The sequence below is a fragment of the Salipiger pallidus genome (assembly GCF_014643635.1).
Lineage (GTDB): Bacteria > Pseudomonadota > Alphaproteobacteria > Rhodobacterales > Rhodobacteraceae > Salipiger > Salipiger pallidus.
On record NZ_BMJV01000001.1, the window covers coordinates 291,242 to 309,840 of the forward strand.

The window sequence follows — 18,599 nt, forward strand, 5'->3', positions numbered from 1 at the left end:
GGCACTGGGACCTCCTTTGGTCTGGGTCGGCCCGGATCACCTCCGGGCCGTGGATAGATTCAGAACACCTTGACGAGGCGCAGCTGCACGACGCTGTCGTATTCAAAGCCGCCTTCGACGTTGATGTCCTTGGCGTACATGCCCTGAACCTGAGTGGTCTGGTCGAACCAGTGGCTGCCATAGAAGCGCAACTGGTCGCGGTGAGTCTTGAGACCGGTTTCGACACCGTTCACCTTCTGCGCACCGCCGCGCTGGCCGCTATACCCGAAGGTCACCGAGGTCGGCCCCCATTGCTTGCGTAGCATCGTCTGAAGCTGCCACGACGGGGCGCGCTCGTAATCGGCGCCGTCCTCAGTGTGGTCCATGCTGAACGCCACATCGAGCGCGGCATCGAGGTAGAACCCGTTGCCCAGCCCCTGAATCAGGCCGACCTGCGGCGTGATCGACCAAGTGCCTTCACCGATGCCGATACTGGTCGGATCGTAGTGTCCCGTGGGTGCCGTGGCAAACAGCGACAGCCCCAGCGTGGTGCCGGTTTCGGGGTTGTCCGGTTGCACCGGCCAGAGCGTGAGCCCAACGGTGGTGTCGCCGATGCCACTGGTGGTGTCCTGCGGCAGGGTGCCGATGTCGACGTCACCGATGCTGGAGAACGGCATCACAAGGTGCCACACCGCCGGAAGGCCGCCGTATTCGGTGTAATACAGCCCGCGCAGGATGGCGACATCGGCGTCGAATGTCGATCCCGGCACGTCGTCGCCGTCGATCTCGAGCCGGTCCGAGCTCAGGTGCTGATAATAGATCATGCCCACGGCGGTGCCGCTGGGCACGATTGTGTAGTCCGCCGGGCCCACATCGATGGCTTGCGCCGGCGCGGCGGCCATGGTCAGCGCGACTGCGGTGACGCCAAGGCTGTAGATCATCTTCATAAATTCTCCTCCCTGAGTTATTCGAAGACGGTGAAATCGGGGGGCCTATTCGGCGGCCACTTGGGGGTGTGGCTGCGCAAGCGAGTATTGGCCACGGTGGTAGAGCAGCGGCGCGCTGTCAGAGGTCTCGAACCCGGTCACCCGGCCGATCAGGATCCAATGATCGCCGCCGTCGAGGATGTTCTCGCGGGCGCATTGGATCCTGGCGCATGTCTCGGGCAGAAGCAGGCTTCCGCCGTGCCCTTCGATGACGTCGAGCCCGGCGAACTTGTCGTCGCTGCGGCGCGCGAAATGGTTCGACAGCTCGATCTGGTCATGGGCGAGGATGTTGACCGCGAAATGGCTTGCGGCCTCGAAGATGGGAAAGCTCGACGAGCTCTTGAGCAGGCTCCAAAGGATCAGCGGCGGCGTCAGAGACAGCGAGTTGAAGCTGTTGGCCGTGACACCGACGCGCTGGCCATCCGCCTGCGCGGTGATGACGGTGACACCGGTGGCAAAGCACCCGAGCGCTGCGCGAAAGGCGCGCGGATCGAACCCGCTCTCGGCGGGGAAAGTCTTGCTGGCCATGGGGACCTCCAGATGGGTAGGAAAATCTGACAGGGGTAAGTGGCCCGCCCCGGTGGGCGAGGCGGGCCATTGATGGATCAGAAGAGCGAGGGATCGGGCTCCAGACCCATCAGCGCGCGTCCGAGGATCTGCGCGCAGATGTCGTAATCGGTATAAGCATGCGCCGCGGTCATGTGGCTGTTGCGGAACAGGCGCTGCGCTTCTGCATCGTCGAACCATGCCGAACCGCCCGACGCCTCAAACAGCCGATCAACCGCCGCAACGAACATCTTGACCGCATAGGCCTGATTGGTCCGCCAGAAGGCCATCTGCGTTGGCGTCGGGTATTCATGACGTTCGGCATGGTCGCGCATCTCGGCCCATGTCTTTTCGAGGAAGGCCCGGCCCGCCGCCACCTGGTGGGTGCTCTCGGCCAGGCGCATGCAGGCCGGGATCGACTGGCCGACCTTCGCGCCGGTATAGGCGCGCACGCGGCCCTGCGTACGTTCGGTGTAAAGCTCGATCATACGCTCCGCGACGCCGAGACTGACCGCCGAGAAGCAGCTGGCAAAGACGTAGATGAAGGGCACGTGATAGATCTGGCTGTCAGGATAAAGCGCGCCGCCCGCCGAGGTCAGCATCATCAGTGCGGGCACGCTTTCGATCCGGTGCTCCGGCACGAAGGCATCCCTGACCACCAGCGTCTTCGACCCGGTGCCGCGCATCCCGACGGTAAACCAGTTGTCTTTGATCTCATAGTCAGAGCGCGGCACGATGGCAAAGCTGTAGACCTTGCCCATCTCCGCATCATCGCGCAGGAACCCGAGGATGGCCCAGGTTGCATGATCGCAGCCCGAAGACCAACCGAATTCCCCGGAGAAGCGCACACCGCCCTCCACTTCGGTGGACTTGCCGTAAGGAGCGATGGACGAAGAGGACAGCGTGTCCGGGTCGTCGCCCCAGATCTCGTCCTGCAACTCCTTCGAGTAGAGCGCGATCTGGTGAGCATGCTCTGCCAGCAGCGACATCGCCCAGGCGGTCGAACCGCACGCCGTGGCGATCAGCGCGATGCAGTCCTCGAAGTCGGGCACCGGCATTTCCAGCCCGCCGTAGGCCTTCGGCTGAAAGGCCCGATGCAGACCGGTGCCCTTGAGCAGTTCGATGTTCTCGGCAGGGACCATGCGATCCGCTTCGGCCTTCGGCGCGTTTGCCTTGATCTGTGGCAGGACCGCGCGAACGCGGTCGATCATCGGGGTGGTGTCGTCGAACATGGGTCTTCTCCTCCCTATGCGGTTCAGTCAGTCAGGAATGCGATGGCCACATCGCGAAAGCGCGCATCGGCGGTCAGGCCGACGTGGCCGGGGCCGTCGATCAGCTGATGCCTGGCCCCCGGCAGAGCCGAGACGAGCCGCGCATCGGGCTGCGCAACCGCATCGTCGGTGCTGTTGAAGATCAGGGTCGGTGCCTGGATGGCGGCGAGCCGCGTCTCGGTCAGGACCGGGTTGGCGGGCCGTTCCAGCACGGCGGCCAGACAGGCCGGGTCCGATCCGCTCTTGGCCGCGTAGGCCAGCAGCGCTGCAACCTGCGGCGCATGGTCGGTCGTCTCACCGCGCAGCGCGGCCACGATGGCCGGACCGGCGGCTTCAGGCGCAAAGAGGTTGTCTCCGATCCCGCCCAGGACCAGCCTTCCATGCGCGCCGGGGCTGCGTGCCTCCAGCTCCAGCAACAGCTTGGTCCCCAGCGAAAACCCGATCGCCCCGTGCAGCCCGGCGGGCAATTTCGCCGCGAGGTCGCTGGCCAGGTCGGCATAGGCTTCGGGGTTATGCGGACCGCCCTGCGGACCATGCCCCGCGACATCTATACCGACCGGCTCCATGCCAGCGTCGCGAAGAGCGTCGTCCCAGCCATCGGCCTGCCAGGTCGCGGCATAGGAGCCACCCCAGCCATGGACAAGTGCGACCCGCTTCATGCCGAAGCTCCCTTGGCAGCCTGCGCGGCCTTCTTCAGGTCGGGCGTGTCGGCCCCGGCAAAGACCAGCGCGCCCCGGACTTCGCGAAACCGCCAACCGTCCGGCGTTTTGACACAGTCAAAGGTGAAGTCCGCAAGCGTGGACGGCGCCTCCAAAGGCAGGGGACGTGGGCCCGTGCCGGAAAACACCGTGACTGTCGCGGCGAGCCTTGCGCCCTCCCCCGGCAGCGCCCGAAGGTTCGTGCAAAGATGCCGGGTGGCGCGCTGCCGCTCTGTCGAGAGGGTGCGGCGGGCGGCGAAGTAACGGCTCAGCTCTGCGGTGCCCGCAGCGCGGAAGTCCTCGATCACCAGCGCGCCTGCAGGAGTGAACAGCACCGCGCCGGGCGTGTCGTCCACCTCGTCCACCACGGCCCAGAAGCGCAGGACAAGCTCCTGCGCCGCCAGGAATATGTCCGGCGAAAGGCTCACGATCCCACCGTCATGAAGGTTTCGGCCATCTCGTAGCCCCAGCCGTTCATCACGTCCGTCAGTTGCTCCGGTGCGATGTCCACGTCGAGCGGGGTCGCGTCATCGGCGAATTGCTCCATCCCCGACGAGAACTCGTTGCGGTTGCCGAAGGGGTCGAAGGCATAGGCGTAGTTGTTGGTGCCAAAGCCGGTGGATTTTCCCAGACCCGCATTGTGCCGCCCCGGCCCGAATTCCCAGCGATGGCCGGTTTCCATGAGCCGATCCGACAGGCGGAAGTAGTGGTTGCCATCCTCCACCGCAAAGGCCACGTGATGCAGCCGGTCCGAAGGCCGCACCGCCCGCATGTAGGCGATGTCATGGTCAAAGGCCGAGCCGCGCAGCCAGATGCCCGCCAGTTGCCCGCCAACGGAAATGTTCAGGGACGACTTGAAGCCGATCATCATCAGGAAGTCGCGCATCACCCCCGGGTCGACTTCGCCCAGCAGGTTGATATGGTCCATATCGGTCGGGATATGTGAGCCCCTGGCGTCGAAGTCCACGATGCCCGCACGGCGCTCGGCGCCGCCGGTGCAGAGCCGCAGCTCATGGCCCGAGGGGAGGTGGAACTTCAGCGTCGCGCCCTCACCGGGGCGGCTGTCGCCGTTGAGACGCTCGGCCGTTACGCCTTCCTTTTTCAGGATGCTCTCGACGCGGTCGAGATCTTCTTGATCGTCAACGCCAAAGGTGAAATTCTCCAGCGATTGCCTGCCCTTGACCAACGTGATGTCGGCGGCCTTGCCGCGGCAGGCAAGGTGGACAGCGTCGGCGTCACGCGACAGCACGGTCAGGCCCAGCACGTCCTCGTACCAGGCAAGCGCCTTTCCAAGATCGCCAACCCTGACGGCAGCGTGGTCGATACGGTTGATCCCCATGATGTGATCCTTTTCTCAGTCAAAAGTGTTCGCGACGGCCACCGCTTTGGGGCCGCATGACGGCAGGCGCAGAGCGCGTGCCGGAGACCATGCACACAGACGCCATCGCGCCCGGATGGGTGCGTCTCACGCGCTGTGGTGTTGGTCACTGAAATGTCGGGTGATGGCGCGGTATCGCGCCTCCGGATGGCTCAGCTCGAACGTTGTCGTCTGATCATGTCGTCGTCCTCCCTGCGGGCTCTCCCGGGCCCTCGTTGTGTGCAGCCCTCCAGCTGCAATGTCCAAAGACTACGGCAGATTGTAATTTGAACAAATAGTCATTTTGTAAATTCCGCAGAGTGAAATTGGCGCAGAGGTATGGCTTCGGGGTGGTCCCGGCGCTGCGGCTGCGGCATACCTCGGACGTTGCCAGTCCAATTTGACGATCAGAGGCCCCGCTTCGCGCATGTCAGAAAACACCGAGAACGCCGACGAGGCCATTGTCCGCATGGGCTACCGCACCGTGCGGAACGCTCGCCGTGCAGAGATCGGTGCCGCGCGTCGAGCCAAGTCGCGCAACACGATCCTGACGGCAGCCTTCGCCTGCTACGGGCGCGCGGACGGGCGTATTGTCCGGATCGAGGACATCTGCAAGGCGGCAGGCGTGGCGCGGGGCACCTTCTACAACCACTTCGATGATCTCGAAGCGCTCCGCTATCAATTGCTCGAAGAAATGACGAGGGAGTTCGACCGTGCCGTCCACCACATGTTCGGCGCGCTGGAGAATGCCGCCGAGCAGAGCGCCGTCGCCATCCGCTACTACCTGCACGCGGCGGAAAAGAACCCCGCCTGGGGCTGGGCGATGATCCACTCCAGCGCGCCGGGGCATACCTTTGGCGAGACGGTCTGGCACAACTCGCTGGTGACGATCCGGCGCGGCGTGGAGGAGGGAGTGTTCCACATCCCCACGGCAGAGATCGGGCGCGACATCCTCATGGGCGCGGTCGCGGCGGCCATGGTGTCGATCACCAGCGGCGCGACCCCGGGCGACTACCCCGAGCAGATCTCTGAACACATCCTGATGGCCTTTGGCATGTCCCGGGATGCGGCGCGCGACCTGTCACGCCGCCCGCTGCCCGCCCTGCCGCCGATCGCGCATGAGACCATCGTCATCGCCTCGATGCCGGCGCTGGGGGACATCGCGGATTAGGGTCACTCGATCTCGGTCCGCGCCAGCGGGTAATCTGCGGCGTTCAGCACCCATCCGTCCTTCGTCGAGAAATCCATGCGCGGCGGCGAGAAGATATCGACGATCTGCGTCGTCTCCGAGGTCCACAGCGTCGTGTGGATTGCGGGCGGCGGCAGCACCGTGACCGAAGGACTGGCGCAACGGATATGCATGTCCGGCAGCCAGTCCGCCATGTCAGACGTCCAGGGCCAGCGCAGGAAATGCTCAAAACTGCCCTCCAGCGTCAGGCTGACCTGTTCGAAGCTGGCGTGGTAATGCGGCGAGACCTTGGCCGCATCGCGCGGCGCAACAAAGCGTGGCAGCACGTTCACCATCATCGTCGTGCAGCGGAAGATGCGGCCAAAACGCCCGTCCTGCTCAGGCACGTCGAGGTCATAGGCGCGCAGGCGAAAGCCGCCCACCGGATCGGGCCATTGCTGGAACGGCGGAATGTGCGGATTGGCCGGGATCTCCGGATTAGCGCAGTGCGCCACGAGGTCGTCCGCGCGCGTCGTGTAGAGAAAGCTCACCTGACCCCTGCCTCGCACCGTCACGGTGCTGTCTCCGGGCGGGACGACAAACAGGTGATTGCCGGAATGGTCGCTGACCGTGCCCGCCGTGGTCTCGATGTCAAAACGGACATCGGCGTCGGTCGAGAACACCATGTACTCGTCCAACTGCCCTGCTCGGGCAAAGGTGGCCGTGCCCTCCAGGCGCACCAGCCGCACCACGAGGTTGGTGCAGCGCATCATCCACGCCTGCCAGCCGTCGCCCGTCTGCTGGGGCGGCTCCTGGCTGAAATTGCCCACTTCCGGGCCGCAGAACGGGCCGGAGAAGCTGCGCTCTTTCGACATGGAGGTCAGTGCCTTGCGCGGATCGCTGTCATCGAACATGGGGGGCCTATGTCTTGTCTGCGGTGGCCTTCCACCTCGCATGTCGGACCTCGTCGCACACGGGAAACGTGCGCCTGTTCCACGGTGCGGAATTGCACTGCCGCGCGCTTGAGGTCCTGCGCGGGCGGTGCCACGACGGATGGAAACGGAGACCCCCATGACCCAAGCGCTCGTCATTCTCGCCCACCCCGACATGGGCCGCAGCCGCATCAGCCGAAGCTGGGCCGAGGCCATCCACGCCGCAGATGACATCACGTTGCACGACCTTTACGCGCGCTACCCCGATGGGCAGATCGACGGAGAGGCCGAGCGGCAGCTGGTGACCCGTCACGACCGCATCGTGCTGCAATTCCCCCTGACCTGGTATTCCTGCCCGCCGTTGCTGTCGGTCTGGCAGACCAAGATCATGAAGCGCGGCTGGGCCTACGGTCCCGGTGGGCGAGCGCTGCGGCTCAAGACGCTGGGCATCGCGTTCTCCACCGGCTCGAACGGCCGCGACTACCAGCCGGACGGACGCTATGGCCGCACTTTGGACGAGGTCACAGTGCCCTTCGAACTGATGGCCGTGCATACGGGCATGCACTATCTACCGCCATTTACCTTGACCGGCGCAAGGGAATGCGATGACGCGACGGTTGCCGCCTCCGCGCAGGATTTCCTCCACCATATCCGGCAGGTCGCACCGCGCATTGTCGCCTCCGGCAAGGATGACGACCGCGCGCGCACCGTCTACCCTGATGATGCGGGCGCACACACGTAGGACTCGCCCTTCTCGCAGGCCTCCGTGGCGGCGCGCAATTCGGTCTTCAGCGCAGCCACGTCGACATTGGCACGCGCGAAATACGTGATCCCCAACGTGCCGACCAGCTTGCGCCCTAGCCGCAGCGGTACGGCAATCGAATGAGTCTCGGGCTGGATATTGCCCGTGCGCTCGCCAAAGCCACTGGCCCGGGTGAGCGCCACGACCGCATCAGCGCGCTGCGCGATGGCCTCCGCCTCCGCCGGACTTGCCGCCGCCTGCTGGAGCAACGCCACGAGATGCGCGCGTTCCTCCTTGGGGCAGAACCCTAGGTAGGCGCGCCCATGGGCATAATCCAGCAACGTCATCCGGCGGTTGATCGTCGACTGGTAGTGCGACAGCGGGCTCATGGGGATTGTGCTGAAGCGGATCACCAGCGCATCCACATCGAGCGTCGCCACCGCCGTCGGCCAGAGCATGCGGCGGGTCAGCGCTTCCGCCGTCTCACGCGCCACGTCGAAGACTTGCGGCAACCCGTGATGCCCCGCTCCAAGCGCTGCGACCTTCTCGGTCACGCAATAGCCGGCCTGTCGACCGATCTTGCGCACGTAGCCGGCCTTCATAAGCGTCTCCAGAAGGCGCACGACCGTCGGAGCGGGCAGACCCGTCTCCTGAGCGAGATACTGCACGCGGACCACCGGCGCGCGGTTCATCAGTACAAGGATCTGCAAGGTCCGTTCGACCGAGCGGACTGTCTTCTGAGGCGCGGACTCCATGACAATACTCGTACAAGAACGCCGTCAGCGTGAAAAGCGCCTTGGCCGGAAGAGGCAGGCAGGCTCAACATGGCACCCAGATGTGGTGTTCCATCATGAGCATCGTGCAAGACCGCAGAATGGGCGACGATCAGACCATGTGCTCAGGCAGCATACCACCGCCGGAGCAGACTTGAGGCAAGATGAACTGCGTCAAGCTTCGCGGCCAATTGCTAATGGATAGAGAACTTGATCGGCAGGTTGCGGACATCCAAATCCGCAGCGCTTTTCCCAATCGTTGCGCAGCTTTTAGCATACCTGTCATAGTGGCCAGCCGGATGAGCAGAGACCGCGTTGGCGTGCGATATGACTCTCGCGCAATGACAGGCTTTCAGCCGTGAAGCCCGAGCCGCTCGCGCAGATTTCGGTCAGCTTCCGTTGCCCCCCTGGCCGGTGTTCGCTTGCGTGTCTTCCATGTCTTCCATGTCTTCCATGTCTGCCACGTCTGCACAAATGTGCACTGGCCGCCCGCAGGCAGCAGTCTATGCGGCACCATTCGCAGACATCCTGAGATCTGGCCTAACGAGGTATTCCCGATTGCCTCGGACGGGTTGCAACCGGGCGCTGTTCCCTGTTCTGTCCTGCAACGATACCTGCTCCGGGCCGCGCAACTTGCGTGATACCGGACCGCCGCCACAGGACACGCCATGACCATCCGCTTCCTTCACGCGTCCGACCTTCATCTGGGGCGCAAATTCGCGTCGATCCCTCAGCCGCCGGACGGCAACGTGCGAGGCCGCCTGATGGAAGCCCGCCACGCGGTCATCGGGCGCCTTGCCACGGCGGCGGAGGACCGCGCGGCGAAGCACGTGCTGCTGGCGGGCGACACGTTCGACACTGCAACCCCGTCACCGTCACTGGTGCGGCAGGCGCTGGCGGCGATGGGCGAAGCACCGGACGTCACGTGGTGGCTGCTGCCGGGCAACCATGACAACCTGCGCGACGCCGAGCCCCTGTGGGAAATGATCCGCGCGACGGCCCCCGCCAATGTGCACCCGGTGACCCGGGCAGAACCCATCGAGATGGGTAGCGGAGCGACACTTCTGCCCTGCCCCGTCGCCTATCGCGCCAGCGGAAGCGATCCGACCGAAGCGCTCGTCACCATGCCCAGCCCGGATGGCAACCTGCGCATCGGGCTGGCCCATGGCGGCATAACCGATTTCACTGAAAGCGGCGAAGTAATCGCCCCGGACCGCGACCGCAGCGCGCGGCTTGATTACCTCGCCCTTGGCGACTGGCATGGCCGCATGGAGGTATCCGCGCGGGTGCATTACGCTGGCAGCCCTGAACAAGACCGGTTCAAGCATGACCGCCGCGGCTCCTGTCTTGCGGTATCCCTTGATCCGGGGGGCCTACCCGACGTCGAGACCGTCGAGATCGGGCAGTTCCTGTGGACCGAGGCCGAGCTGCCCCTCTATCCCGGCCAGGATGCGGCGGCGGCGCTCGGAGCGCTGCTGCCGTCCACCGGGCGTAGGGATATCCTGATGCGGCTGCATGCCACCGGCCGGGCCGGGCTTGGCGACCGGGCCGCGCTTGAGCAGGCCGCCCGAAACGCAGCTCCCGAGTTTGCGCATTTCGAGCTGCGCACCGACCGGCTCGGGACCCAGTACGATGCCGGCGACCTCGACCAGATCGACCGGGAGGGCGGTGCCCTGCGGCTTGCCGCGGAGGCGCTGGTGGCCGATGCCGAGACCGAAGAGCTTGCCGCTGCGGATCGCGACGCCGCCCGCGATGCACTGGCGCGGCTCTATTCATACGTACGCGAAGGAGCCGAGAAATGAAGCTGCGCAGCATTCGGCTAGAGAACATCCGCCGCTTCACGTCCCCATTTGAAATCAAGGATATAGGAGATGGTCTCAATGTCCTGAGCGAACCCAATGAGTTCGGGAAATCCACGGTATTCGACGCCCTTCACGCGCTTTTCTTCAAGCCCCATGGCAGCGCCGACAAGGAGATGAAGGCCCTGCGCCCGCATGCCGGGGGTGCGCCCGAGATCAGCGTGGAGATCGAGCTTCCCGAGGGCCGTTTTACCATTTCCAAGCGCTGGTTCCAGAAGCCGCACGCCACGGTTCACCAAGCCGGACGGCTGGTGGCGCAGTCGGATGCGGCAGAGGCATGGATCGCCGCTGCGCTTGGGCAGTCCGGTGGCGGCCCCGCCGGCCTGATCTGGGTCCGCCAGGGCATGACCTCGCTGACCGATGGAACGACCAGGGAAAAGGCAGCGGCCTTCGAAGCGCGCCGCGATTTGATGTCCTCGGTCAGTGAAGAGGTCGAGGCCATGACCGGCGGGCGCCGCATGGATGACGCCCTGCGCCGTTGCCAGGACGAGCTGTCCACCTATGCCACCGCGACCGGCCGCCCGCTCAAGAGCGGCCCATGGAAGCAGGCGCAGGACACGCGTGACGCGCTGAGCGCCGAGCGTGACCGGCTGGAACAATTGAGCCGCGATCTGCATGAGGCTCTGAGCGCGCGCAGCACGGCCCGTCGCATTCTTGCGGAACTGACGGATCCAGAGGAGGCCGAGGCCCGCCGACGTCGCCTCGAAACCGCGGCAAAGGCGCATGCAGAGGCGGAACGCCATGCCAGCCGGGTCGACACTCTCGAACGTGCGGCCGAGATGGCCCGGTTGAACGAACAAAGCCTGCGTCGGCGCCTCGGGGACTTCCGGAAAGCGATCGCCGAACAGCACGACAGTGCCGCAAAGGTCAACGCTGCCCGGGCGAGCGCCACTGCCGCCGGCCAGACCCTCGATAGCGCAACGACCGCCAGAAGAGGCGCTGCCGACGCCCTGCGCATTGCAAGCGATCGGCTTGCGGCGACCGAGGCAGAGCGCCGCGCCGCGCAGGCGGCACAGGCCGCCCGCGACAGCGCGGACCGGCGCAAGGATCTCGAGGCACGGATAAGCCAGGCGGAAGCCCGGCGCGACGAGATGGAGACCGCCAAGGCCGCGATCCGTGGCCTGCGTGATGCCGAGTTGCAGAAGATCGAGACGCTGGCCGCAGAACTCGCTGCCGCCAAAGCCGCGCGCAACGCCAGCGCCACGCAGATCACCGCGCGCTACGACGGACACGCGCGTCTGCATCTTGACGGCGCCGAGCTTGCGCCCGGCACCCCCGTGCCGCTCACACGAAGCGCATGCATCATCATCGAAGGGATCGGCCAGCTCGACATCCAGCCGCCCGAAACCGGCGGAAGCGATACGGTTGCCGTCGCCCGCAAGGCGCTGGAGGATGCCCTTGCCAGTCACGGCCTTGGTGGCCTCGAGGCCGCGCGCGCCTCGGCCCGCTCCCGCAAGGAGGCCGAGACCCGCCACAATGAGGCCCGTGCGGTGCTGGCCAGCCTGGCCCCGGACGGGCTTGAGCCGCTGCGCGAGGCTCTCGCCGCCCTGCCCGCGCCCATGGATCACGAAGACGTCCCTGAACCCGCCGCCGCCGAAGCGGCTTATGAGGCGGCGCGGGACAGCGAAAGGGCCGCGCGCGAGGCCCTTGGCCTGCAGGACGAGGCACGGTCGGTCGCGCTGGCGGAAAAGACCGGAGCGGACACCCTTTTGGCGCAACTTCTGGAACGGCAGGCCCGGGCCACCGCCGCCCTTTCCGCCATGGACGGTGACGCGGCGACCCTCGAGGCGGAAACCGCTGCCGCCGCCATCACCCTGCATGATGCCGAAGCCGAGGCCCGGACCATGCGCGAGGCTGCCCCCGATCTCGCGGGGGCACGCGCGGCACTTGACCGCGCGCAGTCGGTCGAAGACGCCGCCCGCAAGCGCATCGACACCCTGCGCCCCGAACTGGCCGCCCTCGACGAGCGGATCCGCAACGCTTCGGGCAGCGCCGTCGAGGAGCGCCTCGTCGAGACCGAGGACGCATTGGCCGCTGCCACCGACAGGCTTGGCCGCATCGAACACGAGGTTGCCGTCCTGACGCGCCTCTACGCAGCGCTGACCGCCGCGCGGGCTCAGGCTCGCGAGCGCTATTTTGAACCCATCGCGCGCGAGTTGCGCCCCCTGCTGAACCTGCTCTGGCCGGAGGCCGAGCTCACCTGGGCCGAGCAGTCCCTGCTGCCCGATGGCCTGATACGGGATGGACGCACGGAACCGCTCGAGATCCTGTCCGGGGGCACGCAGGAGCAGATCGCGCTGCTGGTCCGGCTGGCCTTTGCTCGGATGCTGGGCAAGACGGGTCAGGTCGCGCCGGTGATCCTCGACGATGCATTGGTTTTTACCGACGACGACCGGATCGAGCGCATGTTCGACGCATTGCACCGGCAGGCGGGTGACATGCAGATCCTCGTTCTGACCTGCCGCCAGCGCGCCTTCCGCAACCTCGGCGGCAAGGATCTGAGGGCCCTGCCCGCCTGAAAGCCGCCCCGTCGTGTGACGCGCATGACAGGACCCGTCGCCACCAAGACGCTGGCGGGGCGCGGTGTACCTCGTCTCTGCGCCCAGACACTGAGCCCAGCGGATGCCTCAATCCATGCCCGGCCCCCATCCTTGGCCTCATGGCATACCGGGAGGCCCTCATCGGCCTGAAAGTGGCGTGTTCCAAAGCGCCCTTCAGACTGCGCCAATTGGCGGACCGGCTGCCCCAAGTCTCGGTAGAAGCGGATTAATTCTCGTTCTGTTGAAGAAATTTCGTAAACGGGCCGATTTCGGTCTTGTAACCCCTGTGCTCCCTTGGCATACGCGTCGGCGGAGATGTGGCCGAGTGGTCGAAGGCGCTCCCCTGCTAAGGGAGTAGGCCCGGAAGGGTCTCGAGGGTTCGAATCCCTTCGTCTCCGCCATTTTTCAGTTTTGAAGACGAAAATCCCACTCAGAATCAGATTGATAGCATCGGTCATCGCCAAGCTTTAGTTGTTTCGTGATACGAGCTCGCGAATACTTCCGGGCTGCGCATCGTAGGCAAGCTGCAGAGTCTGTGGCAGCCGCACCGACTTTTGCCAAAGCACAAATGGCCAGCGGCGCGCTCTGAGGTGCCGAGGGACCTAGCTCTGCAAGGGAACCGAACGGCAGTGGCAGACTGGCCAGACCTGCGGCTGACAGGAGGCGTGTTAAAGCAAAAGCGCGGCGTGCCACGCCCTGTGGTGGCCCATGCTCCGCCATATCCGAAGCGCGCCAGAGCGGGGCACGGAGAGGTCCCCGAGACGCCATCTGGTGAAGCCCATCGCGCACCGCCGGCCCTTCGGCCAGCAGCACGCGCGCGAGAACCGCGGCAGGGACTGGAGATCAGCTCACCACGCTCTGGCGCTGTTCTCCCAGCCCCTCGACCCGTAGAGCAAGCCGGTCCCCCTGACGGAGGAACCGCTGCGGGCGCATCCCCATGCCCACCCCCGCAGGGGTGCCCGTCGCGATGAGATCCCCGGGCAGCAAGTCCATGAACCCGCTCAGGTACGAGATGATCTCGGCCACACCGAAAATCATGTCCGACGTCTCACCGTCCTGAACGCGCTCTCCGTTCAGGTCCAGTGACAGCTTCAGCGCCTGCGGATCCGGCACCTCGTCCGCCGTCACGAGCCATGGCCCCACCGGGCCAAAGCCCGGTGCGGACTTGCCCTTGATCCACTGGCCGCCCCGTTCCGCCTGCCAATGGCGTTCAGACAGGTCGTTGACAGTGCAATAGCCTGCCACGTGATCCAGCGCCTCGGCCTCGGAAACGTTGCGGCAGCGTTGGCCGATGACCACGCCAAGCTCGACCTCCCAGTCGGCCTTCTCGGCGCCCGGCGGCAGGTGCAGATCGTCGTCGGGGCCCGAAAGCGCCGAGGTGGACTTGGAAAAGATGATCGGCTCGGACGGGCGCGCCATGCCGGATTCTTCCGCATGCTTGGCGTAGTTCAGGCCGATGCACAGGAAGTTTGGCACCGAGGCCAGGCAAGCGCCGATCCGCGCCTGTGGCCCCACGATGGGCAGCGACGTCAGGTCAAGCGCTCTCACCCGGTCCAGAGCCGCTGGGGACACCCCGGCCCCCGCAAAATCGGGCACCTGCCCCGACAGGTCGCGAATGCGGCCCTCGGCATCAAGCACACAGGGCCGTTCATGCCCCTTCGGGCCGGTTCGCAGCAGTTTCATTCGATATCCTCCTCTTTATCCGGTTGGGCTCTGCCCTGCGCCGCCTCGGCGTCCAGGGCGGCCACGATGTCCTGGGCCATGCGCGCCAAATGCGCCTCGACCGCCTGCCCCGCCGCCTCCCGGTTTCGCGCCTTGAGAGCGGCAAGAATGGTGCCATGATCGCGGGTCACCCGAGCGCGGTTGCGGTCCATCCGTGCCTGCAGATAGCGGGCGCGCCAGAGTCGGGCGAGATATTCTCCGTGGGTCTGCGCCAGCGCCGCGTTGTGCGAGGCCTGCGCCACCCGCAGGTGAAAGGCCATGTCCAGCTCAAACGCCTCGAGCGGATCCATGTCGTCGATCTCACGAAGGATCCTGCCCTGCAGCGCATGTAGCGCTTCGAGATCCTCTGCGGTGGCATTGTCGCAGGCCAGCTGCGCCGACAGCACCTCGAGCGATTGCAGCACGATGACCTGGTCGCGCACCTCGCTGGCTGTGGGCGCGGCCACCAGAGGGCTGCGCGCCGGGCGCAGCACCAGCAGGCCGTCCTTGGCAAGGATGCGGATCGCCTCGCGCATGGGTGTGCGGCTGACGCCCATGGCGGCGGCGCTGTCGCGCTCGCGCAGCTGCGCGCCCGGCGGCAGGGTGCCGCGCAGGATCTCGCGCCGCAGGCGGGCGGCGATCTGTTCGGCAAGGGTGTCGGCGGCGCCGGAGGGCTGCACGGCTCAGCCCCGCCCGATGAAGGGCATGGCGGTCGCCATCACCGTGACGAACTGCACGTTGGCATCAAGCGGCAGAGACGCCATGTGCAGCACGGTCGACGCGCAATGCCCGGCATCCATCACCGGCTCGGGCGCGACATGCCCGTCCGCCTGCGGCACGCCCTGCGCCATGGGGGCGGCCATGTCAGTCAGCGCGTTGCCGATGTCGATCTGCCCGCAGGCGATGTCGAAGGCGCGTCCATCAAGGCTTAGCGCCTTGGTGAGGCCGGTGATCGCGTGTTTCGAGGTGGTATAGGGCACCGAGCCCCACCGCGGCACATGGGCCGAGATCGACCCGTTGTTGATGATCCGACCGCCTTGCGGATCCTGCCGCCGCATCTGGCCAAAGGCGGCACGGGCGCACAGCACCACGCCAGTAATGTTCACGGAACAGACCGACAGCCAATCCTCCACCGGGATCTCGTCGATCATCGCGCCCTTGGCAAAGACGCCGGCATTGTTGAACAGCGCATCAAGCCGCCCCCATTCGGCCACGGCCCGGGCAAAGCCCGCCTCTACCGCATCTGGGTCCGAGACATCGAAGGGCAGCACAAGGGCGTCCGGATTGTCTGCAGCGGTCTCTGCCAGCGGCGCTTCGCGGCGGCCCACGAGGCCTACCTTCCAGCCTGCGTCCAGAAAGGCCCGTGCGGTGAGACGGCCAATGCCGCTGCCCGCCCCGGTGATGATGATACTCCCTGCCATCTGCTCTGCCATGCTCTCCCCCTGTTGCGGCTTGCTTGCCCACGTTTCCCTGCGGGTATACCAAATGCAAGATCCCATCCACCGGAGCAAGACAATGACTGCCTTCGAGGCCCTGAGCCAGATCCTCGGCCACCGCTTCACGACCGAGGCCGCCGCCCGCCGGCAGAACGCCCGGAACGACGGGCACCATCCCGAGATCCAGCCCGACGCGGTCGCCTTTCCCGAAACCACCGAAGAGGTCGCGAGGATCGTCGCCGTCTGCGCTGAACATAACGTGCCGCTGGTGGCTTTCGGCACCGGCACCTCTCTCGAAGGGCAGCATCTTGCGGTGATGGGCGGGGTGAGCCTTGATTTCAGCCGCATGAACAAGGTGCTGAAAATCAACGCCGAGAACATGAACGTGGTGGTCCAACCCGGTGTCACCCGCAAGCAACTCAATGAGGAGCTGCGCGCGACGGGGCTGTTCTTCCCCATCGACCCAGGCGCCGACGCCTCGCTTGGCGGCATGGCGGCAACCCGGGCCAGTGGCACCACCGCGGTGCGCTACGGCACCATGCGCGAGAATGTCCTCGCGCTCGAGGCGGTGATGTCCGACGGCAGCATCATCCGCACCGGCTCGGAGGCGCGCAAATCCTCGGCCGGCTATGACCTGACGCACCTGCTGGTGGGCTCGGAAGGCACGCTGGGCCTCATCACCGAGCTGACCCTCAAGCTGCACGGCCAGCCCGAGGCGGTGGCGGCCGCGACCTGCCGGTTTGCCACCGTGACCGAGGCGGTGGATTGCGTCATAGCCACCATCCAGAGCGGCATTCCCATGGCGCGGATCGAATTGGTGGACGAGATGATGGTGCGCGGTTTCAACCTTGCGCAAGATACGGGTTTGCCGGAAATCCCTCATCTTTTCCTAGAGTTCCACGGCGGACCTCATGCAGTTTCCGAACAGGTCTCGAGCTTCCGTGAGCTGGCCGAGGGCATGGGCGCCGGCGGCTGGGCCGAGGCCAGCACCACCGAGGACCGCAACCGCCTCTGGAGCCTGCGCCACGGGGCGCTGCCCGCGATCACCGCGCTCGATCCCGGGCCGGGCAAGCGCACCATGTCGACGGATGTCTGCGTGCCGATCTCGCGCCTTGCCGAGGCGGTGGCGGTAGCGAGGACCGAAGCCGATGCGCGTGGGCTGCTCTGTACCATCGTCGGGCACGTTGGCGACGGCAACTTCCATTGCGGGCTGCGCTACGATCCGGCCGACCCCGAGCAGGTGGCCGAGGTGACCGCGTTCTCGGGCGTGCTGGCCGAAGCCGCGCTGCGCCTTGGTGGCACCGTGAGCGGCGAACATGGCATCGGCATCGGAAAACAGGGCTACATGCAGGCCGAACATGGCGCGGCGCTTGACTGGATGGCGCGGGTCAAGTCAGCCTTCGATCCCGGGGGCATCCTCAACCCCGGCAAAATGCTGCCGCCGGGATCGTCTTCTTTGGAGTAAAGCCATGGGCGCCTTCCTCGCACTTGGAGAATGCATGGTCGAGCTGGCCCCTGTTTCGGCGGGCGGGCTCTATCGCCGCGGCTTTGCCGGGGACAGTTTCAACACTGCCTGGTACGCCCGCCGCCTGCTGCCTCAGGAATGGAGCGTAGATTACGCAACCTGCGTCGGCGACGACCCTCTCAGCGACGAGATGCTGGCCTTCATGCAGGCCGAAGGCATCGGTACCGACAGCGTGCGGCGCATAGAAGGCAGCTCGGTCGGACTTTACATGATCTCGGTGCAGGACGGTGAGCGGCAGTTTTGCTACTGGCGCGGCCAGTCTGCGGCGCGGCAGATGGCCGGGGATCTCAAGTGGCTTGATGGCGTTCTGAAGGGCCGCGACATGATCCATTTCTCGGCCATCACACTTGCGATCCTGCCGCCGAAATCGCGCGAGTTCTTCTGCGGCGCCATTGCGCGGGCACGCAAGAAAGGCGCCATCGTCACCTTCGACACCAACCTGCGGCCCGCCCTATGGGAAAGCACCGATGCCATGCGCCAAGGGCTGAGCATGGGTGCGCGCACCGCCGATATCGTGCTGCCATCGTTCGACGAAGACAGCGTGCTGTTCGAGGATGCCACGCCTGCGGAGACCGCAGAACGCTACGCGGCGCTCGGGGCAGACATGGTGGCCGTGAAGCACCGGAGCGAGGCGCTGACCCTCTGGCAGCGCGACGCCGGGCTTTCGGAGTTGCAGGTGCCGCATGTGGAGACTGTCGTTGACACCACCGCAGCCGGGGACAGCTTTGCCGCGGGGCTGCTGGCCGGGCTTGCCATGGGGGCCGGGCTCGAGGAAGCTGCGGCACAGGGCGCGAAGCTGGCGGGTCGGGTGATCGGCGCTCCGGGGGCTCTGGTGCCTGAGGCGGTGCTGCCCGCCTGAGAGACAACCAGCGCAGCGCCCGGCTAAGATGCCGGGACGAGAGGCGCTGTCCCTCGCGCTCCCCGGGATGTTTCTGGCAAGAGGACGCGGCAAAGGTCCCCTTTAGCTGGCGGCGCACGGCCAAGCCCACCAACCGGCGCATATCGGGCCGCTCGCGTGGAGGCGGGCCCATTTAGGACATCGCCTTTCGGGGCGTCGATGTAGCAGGCGTGCGGCGTAGCTCGGCA

17 protein-coding genes, 1 tRNA gene and 1 pseudogene are annotated in these 18,599 nt (G+C 66.0%); 8 read left to right on the forward strand and 11 right to left on the reverse strand.

Translation table 11 applies throughout. The annotated features are described in order from the left end of the window. Window positions 1–59 precede the first annotated feature (59 nt). The 6 genes from IEX41_RS01395 to IEX41_RS01420 form a co-directional block, all read right to left on the reverse strand. Entirely contained in the window at window positions 60–926 is an 867-nt protein-coding gene (locus IEX41_RS01395) for a transporter (protein WP_188788095.1), read from the reverse strand. 45 nt (window positions 927–971) lie between these two features. Then, window positions 972–1,493 carry a flavin reductase family protein gene (locus tag IEX41_RS01400; RefSeq protein WP_188788097.1) on the reverse strand — a complete coding sequence of 174 codons (522 nt, stop codon included), beginning with the start codon at window positions 1,491–1,493 and terminating at the stop codon, window positions 972–974. Between the two features lie 77 nt (window positions 1,494–1,570). Then, complete coding sequence (locus IEX41_RS01405; RefSeq protein ID WP_188788099.1) at window positions 1,571–2,743, reverse strand: p-hydroxyphenylacetate 3-hydroxylase oxygenase component; 1,173 nt, start codon at window positions 2,741–2,743, stop codon at window positions 1,571–1,573. A gap of 23 nt (window positions 2,744–2,766) precedes the next feature. Further along, window positions 2,767–3,441: an alpha/beta fold hydrolase gene (locus tag IEX41_RS01410; protein ID WP_188788101.1), complete on the reverse strand. Its 675-nt coding sequence runs from the start codon at window positions 3,439–3,441 to the stop codon at window positions 2,767–2,769. Next, window positions 3,438–3,908: a nuclear transport factor 2 family protein gene (locus IEX41_RS01415; RefSeq protein WP_188788103.1), complete on the reverse strand. Its 471-nt coding sequence runs from the start codon at window positions 3,906–3,908 to the stop codon at window positions 3,438–3,440. The genes IEX41_RS01410 and IEX41_RS01415 overlap by 4 nt, the downstream gene beginning before the upstream one ends. Next, window positions 3,905–4,819, reverse strand: coding sequence for a VOC family protein (locus IEX41_RS01420; RefSeq protein WP_188788105.1), 915 nt, complete (start codon window positions 4,817–4,819; stop codon window positions 3,905–3,907). Before IEX41_RS01420 ends, IEX41_RS01415 begins: the two co-directional genes overlap by 4 nt. 445 nt (window positions 4,820–5,264) lie before the next feature. Between IEX41_RS01420 and IEX41_RS01425 the strand changes: the two genes are divergently transcribed. Beyond that, the gene (locus IEX41_RS01425; RefSeq protein ID WP_188788107.1) at window positions 5,265–6,008 is read left to right on the forward strand and encodes a TetR/AcrR family transcriptional regulator; all 744 of its coding nucleotides are present in this window, start codon (window positions 5,265–5,267) and stop codon (window positions 6,006–6,008) included. 2 nt (window positions 6,009–6,010) lie between these two features. Here IEX41_RS01425 and IEX41_RS01430 read toward each other — a convergent pair whose 3' ends face one another. Then, window positions 6,011–6,919: a cupin domain-containing protein gene (locus tag IEX41_RS01430; RefSeq protein WP_188788109.1), complete on the reverse strand. Its 909-nt coding sequence runs from the start codon at window positions 6,917–6,919 to the stop codon at window positions 6,011–6,013. A gap of 157 nt (window positions 6,920–7,076) precedes the next feature. Between IEX41_RS01430 and IEX41_RS01435 the strand changes: the two genes are divergently transcribed. Beyond that, entirely contained in the window at window positions 7,077–7,679 is a 603-nt protein-coding gene (locus IEX41_RS01435; protein ID WP_188788111.1) for an NAD(P)H-dependent oxidoreductase, read from the forward strand. Here the strand turns inward: IEX41_RS01435 and IEX41_RS01440 are convergent. After that, the gene (locus IEX41_RS01440) at window positions 7,649–8,434 is read right to left on the reverse strand and encodes a DNA-binding transcriptional regulator (protein WP_188788113.1); all 786 of its coding nucleotides are present in this window, start codon (window positions 8,432–8,434) and stop codon (window positions 7,649–7,651) included. The two genes, IEX41_RS01435 and IEX41_RS01440, sit on opposite strands and share 31 nt — an antisense overlap. 153 nt (window positions 8,435–8,587) lie before the next feature. Here IEX41_RS01440 and IEX41_RS21810 point away from each other — a divergent pair. From IEX41_RS21810 to IEX41_RS01460, 4 genes and pseudogenes are all read left to right on the forward strand, one after another. Continuing rightward, window positions 8,588–8,733 (forward strand): annotated as a pseudogene (locus IEX41_RS21810) (IS5/IS1182 family transposase); the annotation flags it as partial. A gap of 387 nt (window positions 8,734–9,120) precedes the next feature. After that, window positions 9,121–10,254 carry a metallophosphoesterase family protein gene (locus tag IEX41_RS01450; protein ID WP_188788115.1) on the forward strand — a complete coding sequence of 378 codons (1,134 nt, stop codon included), beginning with the start codon at window positions 9,121–9,123 and terminating at the stop codon, window positions 10,252–10,254. After that, window positions 10,251–12,830: an AAA family ATPase gene (locus IEX41_RS01455; RefSeq protein WP_188788117.1), complete on the forward strand. Its 2,580-nt coding sequence runs from the start codon at window positions 10,251–10,253 to the stop codon at window positions 12,828–12,830. Before IEX41_RS01450 ends, IEX41_RS01455 begins: the two co-directional genes overlap by 4 nt. 332 nt (window positions 12,831–13,162) lie before the next feature. Beyond that, window positions 13,163–13,252, forward strand: a tRNA-Ser gene (locus IEX41_RS01460). Window positions 13,253–13,694: 442 nt separating this feature from the next. Here the strand turns inward: IEX41_RS01460 and IEX41_RS01465 are convergent. The 3 genes from IEX41_RS01465 to IEX41_RS01475 are packed head-to-tail and all read right to left on the reverse strand — an operon-like array spanning window position 13,695 to window position 15,973. Beyond that, entirely contained in the window at window positions 13,695–14,534 is an 840-nt protein-coding gene (locus IEX41_RS01465) for a fumarylacetoacetate hydrolase family protein (RefSeq protein ID WP_188788119.1), read from the reverse strand. Continuing rightward, the gene (locus tag IEX41_RS01470; RefSeq protein WP_188788121.1) at window positions 14,531–15,232 is read right to left on the reverse strand and encodes a GntR family transcriptional regulator; all 702 of its coding nucleotides are present in this window, start codon (window positions 15,230–15,232) and stop codon (window positions 14,531–14,533) included. Before IEX41_RS01470 ends, IEX41_RS01465 begins: the two co-directional genes overlap by 4 nt. 3 nt (window positions 15,233–15,235) lie before the next feature. Further along, the gene (locus IEX41_RS01475) at window positions 15,236–15,973 is read right to left on the reverse strand and encodes an SDR family oxidoreductase (RefSeq protein WP_188789208.1); all 738 of its coding nucleotides are present in this window, start codon (window positions 15,971–15,973) and stop codon (window positions 15,236–15,238) included. 94 nt (window positions 15,974–16,067) lie between these two features. Between IEX41_RS01475 and IEX41_RS01480 the strand changes: the two genes are divergently transcribed. Then, window positions 16,068–17,453: an FAD-binding oxidoreductase gene (locus tag IEX41_RS01480; RefSeq protein ID WP_188788122.1), complete on the forward strand. Its 1,386-nt coding sequence runs from the start codon at window positions 16,068–16,070 to the stop codon at window positions 17,451–17,453. Window positions 17,454–17,457: 4 nt separating this feature from the next. Further along, window positions 17,458–18,372, forward strand: coding sequence for a sugar kinase (locus tag IEX41_RS01485; protein ID WP_188788124.1), 915 nt, complete (start codon window positions 17,458–17,460; stop codon window positions 18,370–18,372). Window positions 18,373–18,599: the final 227 nt, after the last annotated feature.

What these genes read in the sequence shown, in the direction of transcription:
- IEX41_RS01425 (WP_188788107.1), top strand. Translation starts at nt 5,265, where the DNA reads ATGTCAGAAAACACCGAGAACGCCGACGAGGCCATTGTCCGCATGGGC.
- IEX41_RS01475 (WP_188789208.1), bottom strand. Translation starts at nt 15,973, where the DNA reads ATGGCAGGGAGTATCATCATCACCGGGGCGGGCAGCGGCATTGGCCGT.
- IEX41_RS01440 (WP_188788113.1), bottom strand. Translation starts at nt 8,434, where the DNA reads ATGGAGTCCGCGCCTCAGAAGACAGTCCGCTCGGTCGAACGGACCTTG.
- IEX41_RS01395 (WP_188788095.1), bottom strand. Translation starts at nt 926, where the DNA reads ATGAAGATGATCTACAGCCTTGGCGTCACCGCAGTCGCGCTGACCATG.
- IEX41_RS01485 (WP_188788124.1), top strand. Translation starts at nt 17,458, where the DNA reads ATGGGCGCCTTCCTCGCACTTGGAGAATGCATGGTCGAGCTGGCCCCT.
- IEX41_RS01405 (WP_188788099.1), bottom strand. Translation starts at nt 2,743, where the DNA reads ATGTTCGACGACACCACCCCGATGATCGACCGCGTTCGCGCGGTCCTG.
- IEX41_RS01400 (WP_188788097.1), bottom strand. Translation starts at nt 1,493, where the DNA reads ATGGCCAGCAAGACTTTCCCCGCCGAGAGCGGGTTCGATCCGCGCGCC.
- IEX41_RS01420 (WP_188788105.1), bottom strand. Translation starts at nt 4,819, where the DNA reads ATGGGGATCAACCGTATCGACCACGCTGCCGTCAGGGTTGGCGATCTT.
- IEX41_RS01430 (WP_188788109.1), bottom strand. Translation starts at nt 6,919, where the DNA reads ATGTTCGATGACAGCGATCCGCGCAAGGCACTGACCTCCATGTCGAAA.
- IEX41_RS01455 (WP_188788117.1), top strand. Translation starts at nt 10,251, where the DNA reads ATGAAGCTGCGCAGCATTCGGCTAGAGAACATCCGCCGCTTCACGTCC.
- IEX41_RS01435 (WP_188788111.1), top strand. Translation starts at nt 7,077, where the DNA reads ATGACCCAAGCGCTCGTCATTCTCGCCCACCCCGACATGGGCCGCAGC.
- IEX41_RS01465 (WP_188788119.1), bottom strand. Translation starts at nt 14,534, where the DNA reads ATGAAACTGCTGCGAACCGGCCCGAAGGGGCATGAACGGCCCTGTGTG.
- IEX41_RS01480 (WP_188788122.1), top strand. Translation starts at nt 16,068, where the DNA reads ATGACTGCCTTCGAGGCCCTGAGCCAGATCCTCGGCCACCGCTTCACG.
- IEX41_RS01450 (WP_188788115.1), top strand. Translation starts at nt 9,121, where the DNA reads ATGACCATCCGCTTCCTTCACGCGTCCGACCTTCATCTGGGGCGCAAA.
- IEX41_RS01410 (WP_188788101.1), bottom strand. Translation starts at nt 3,441, where the DNA reads ATGAAGCGGGTCGCACTTGTCCATGGCTGGGGTGGCTCCTATGCCGCG.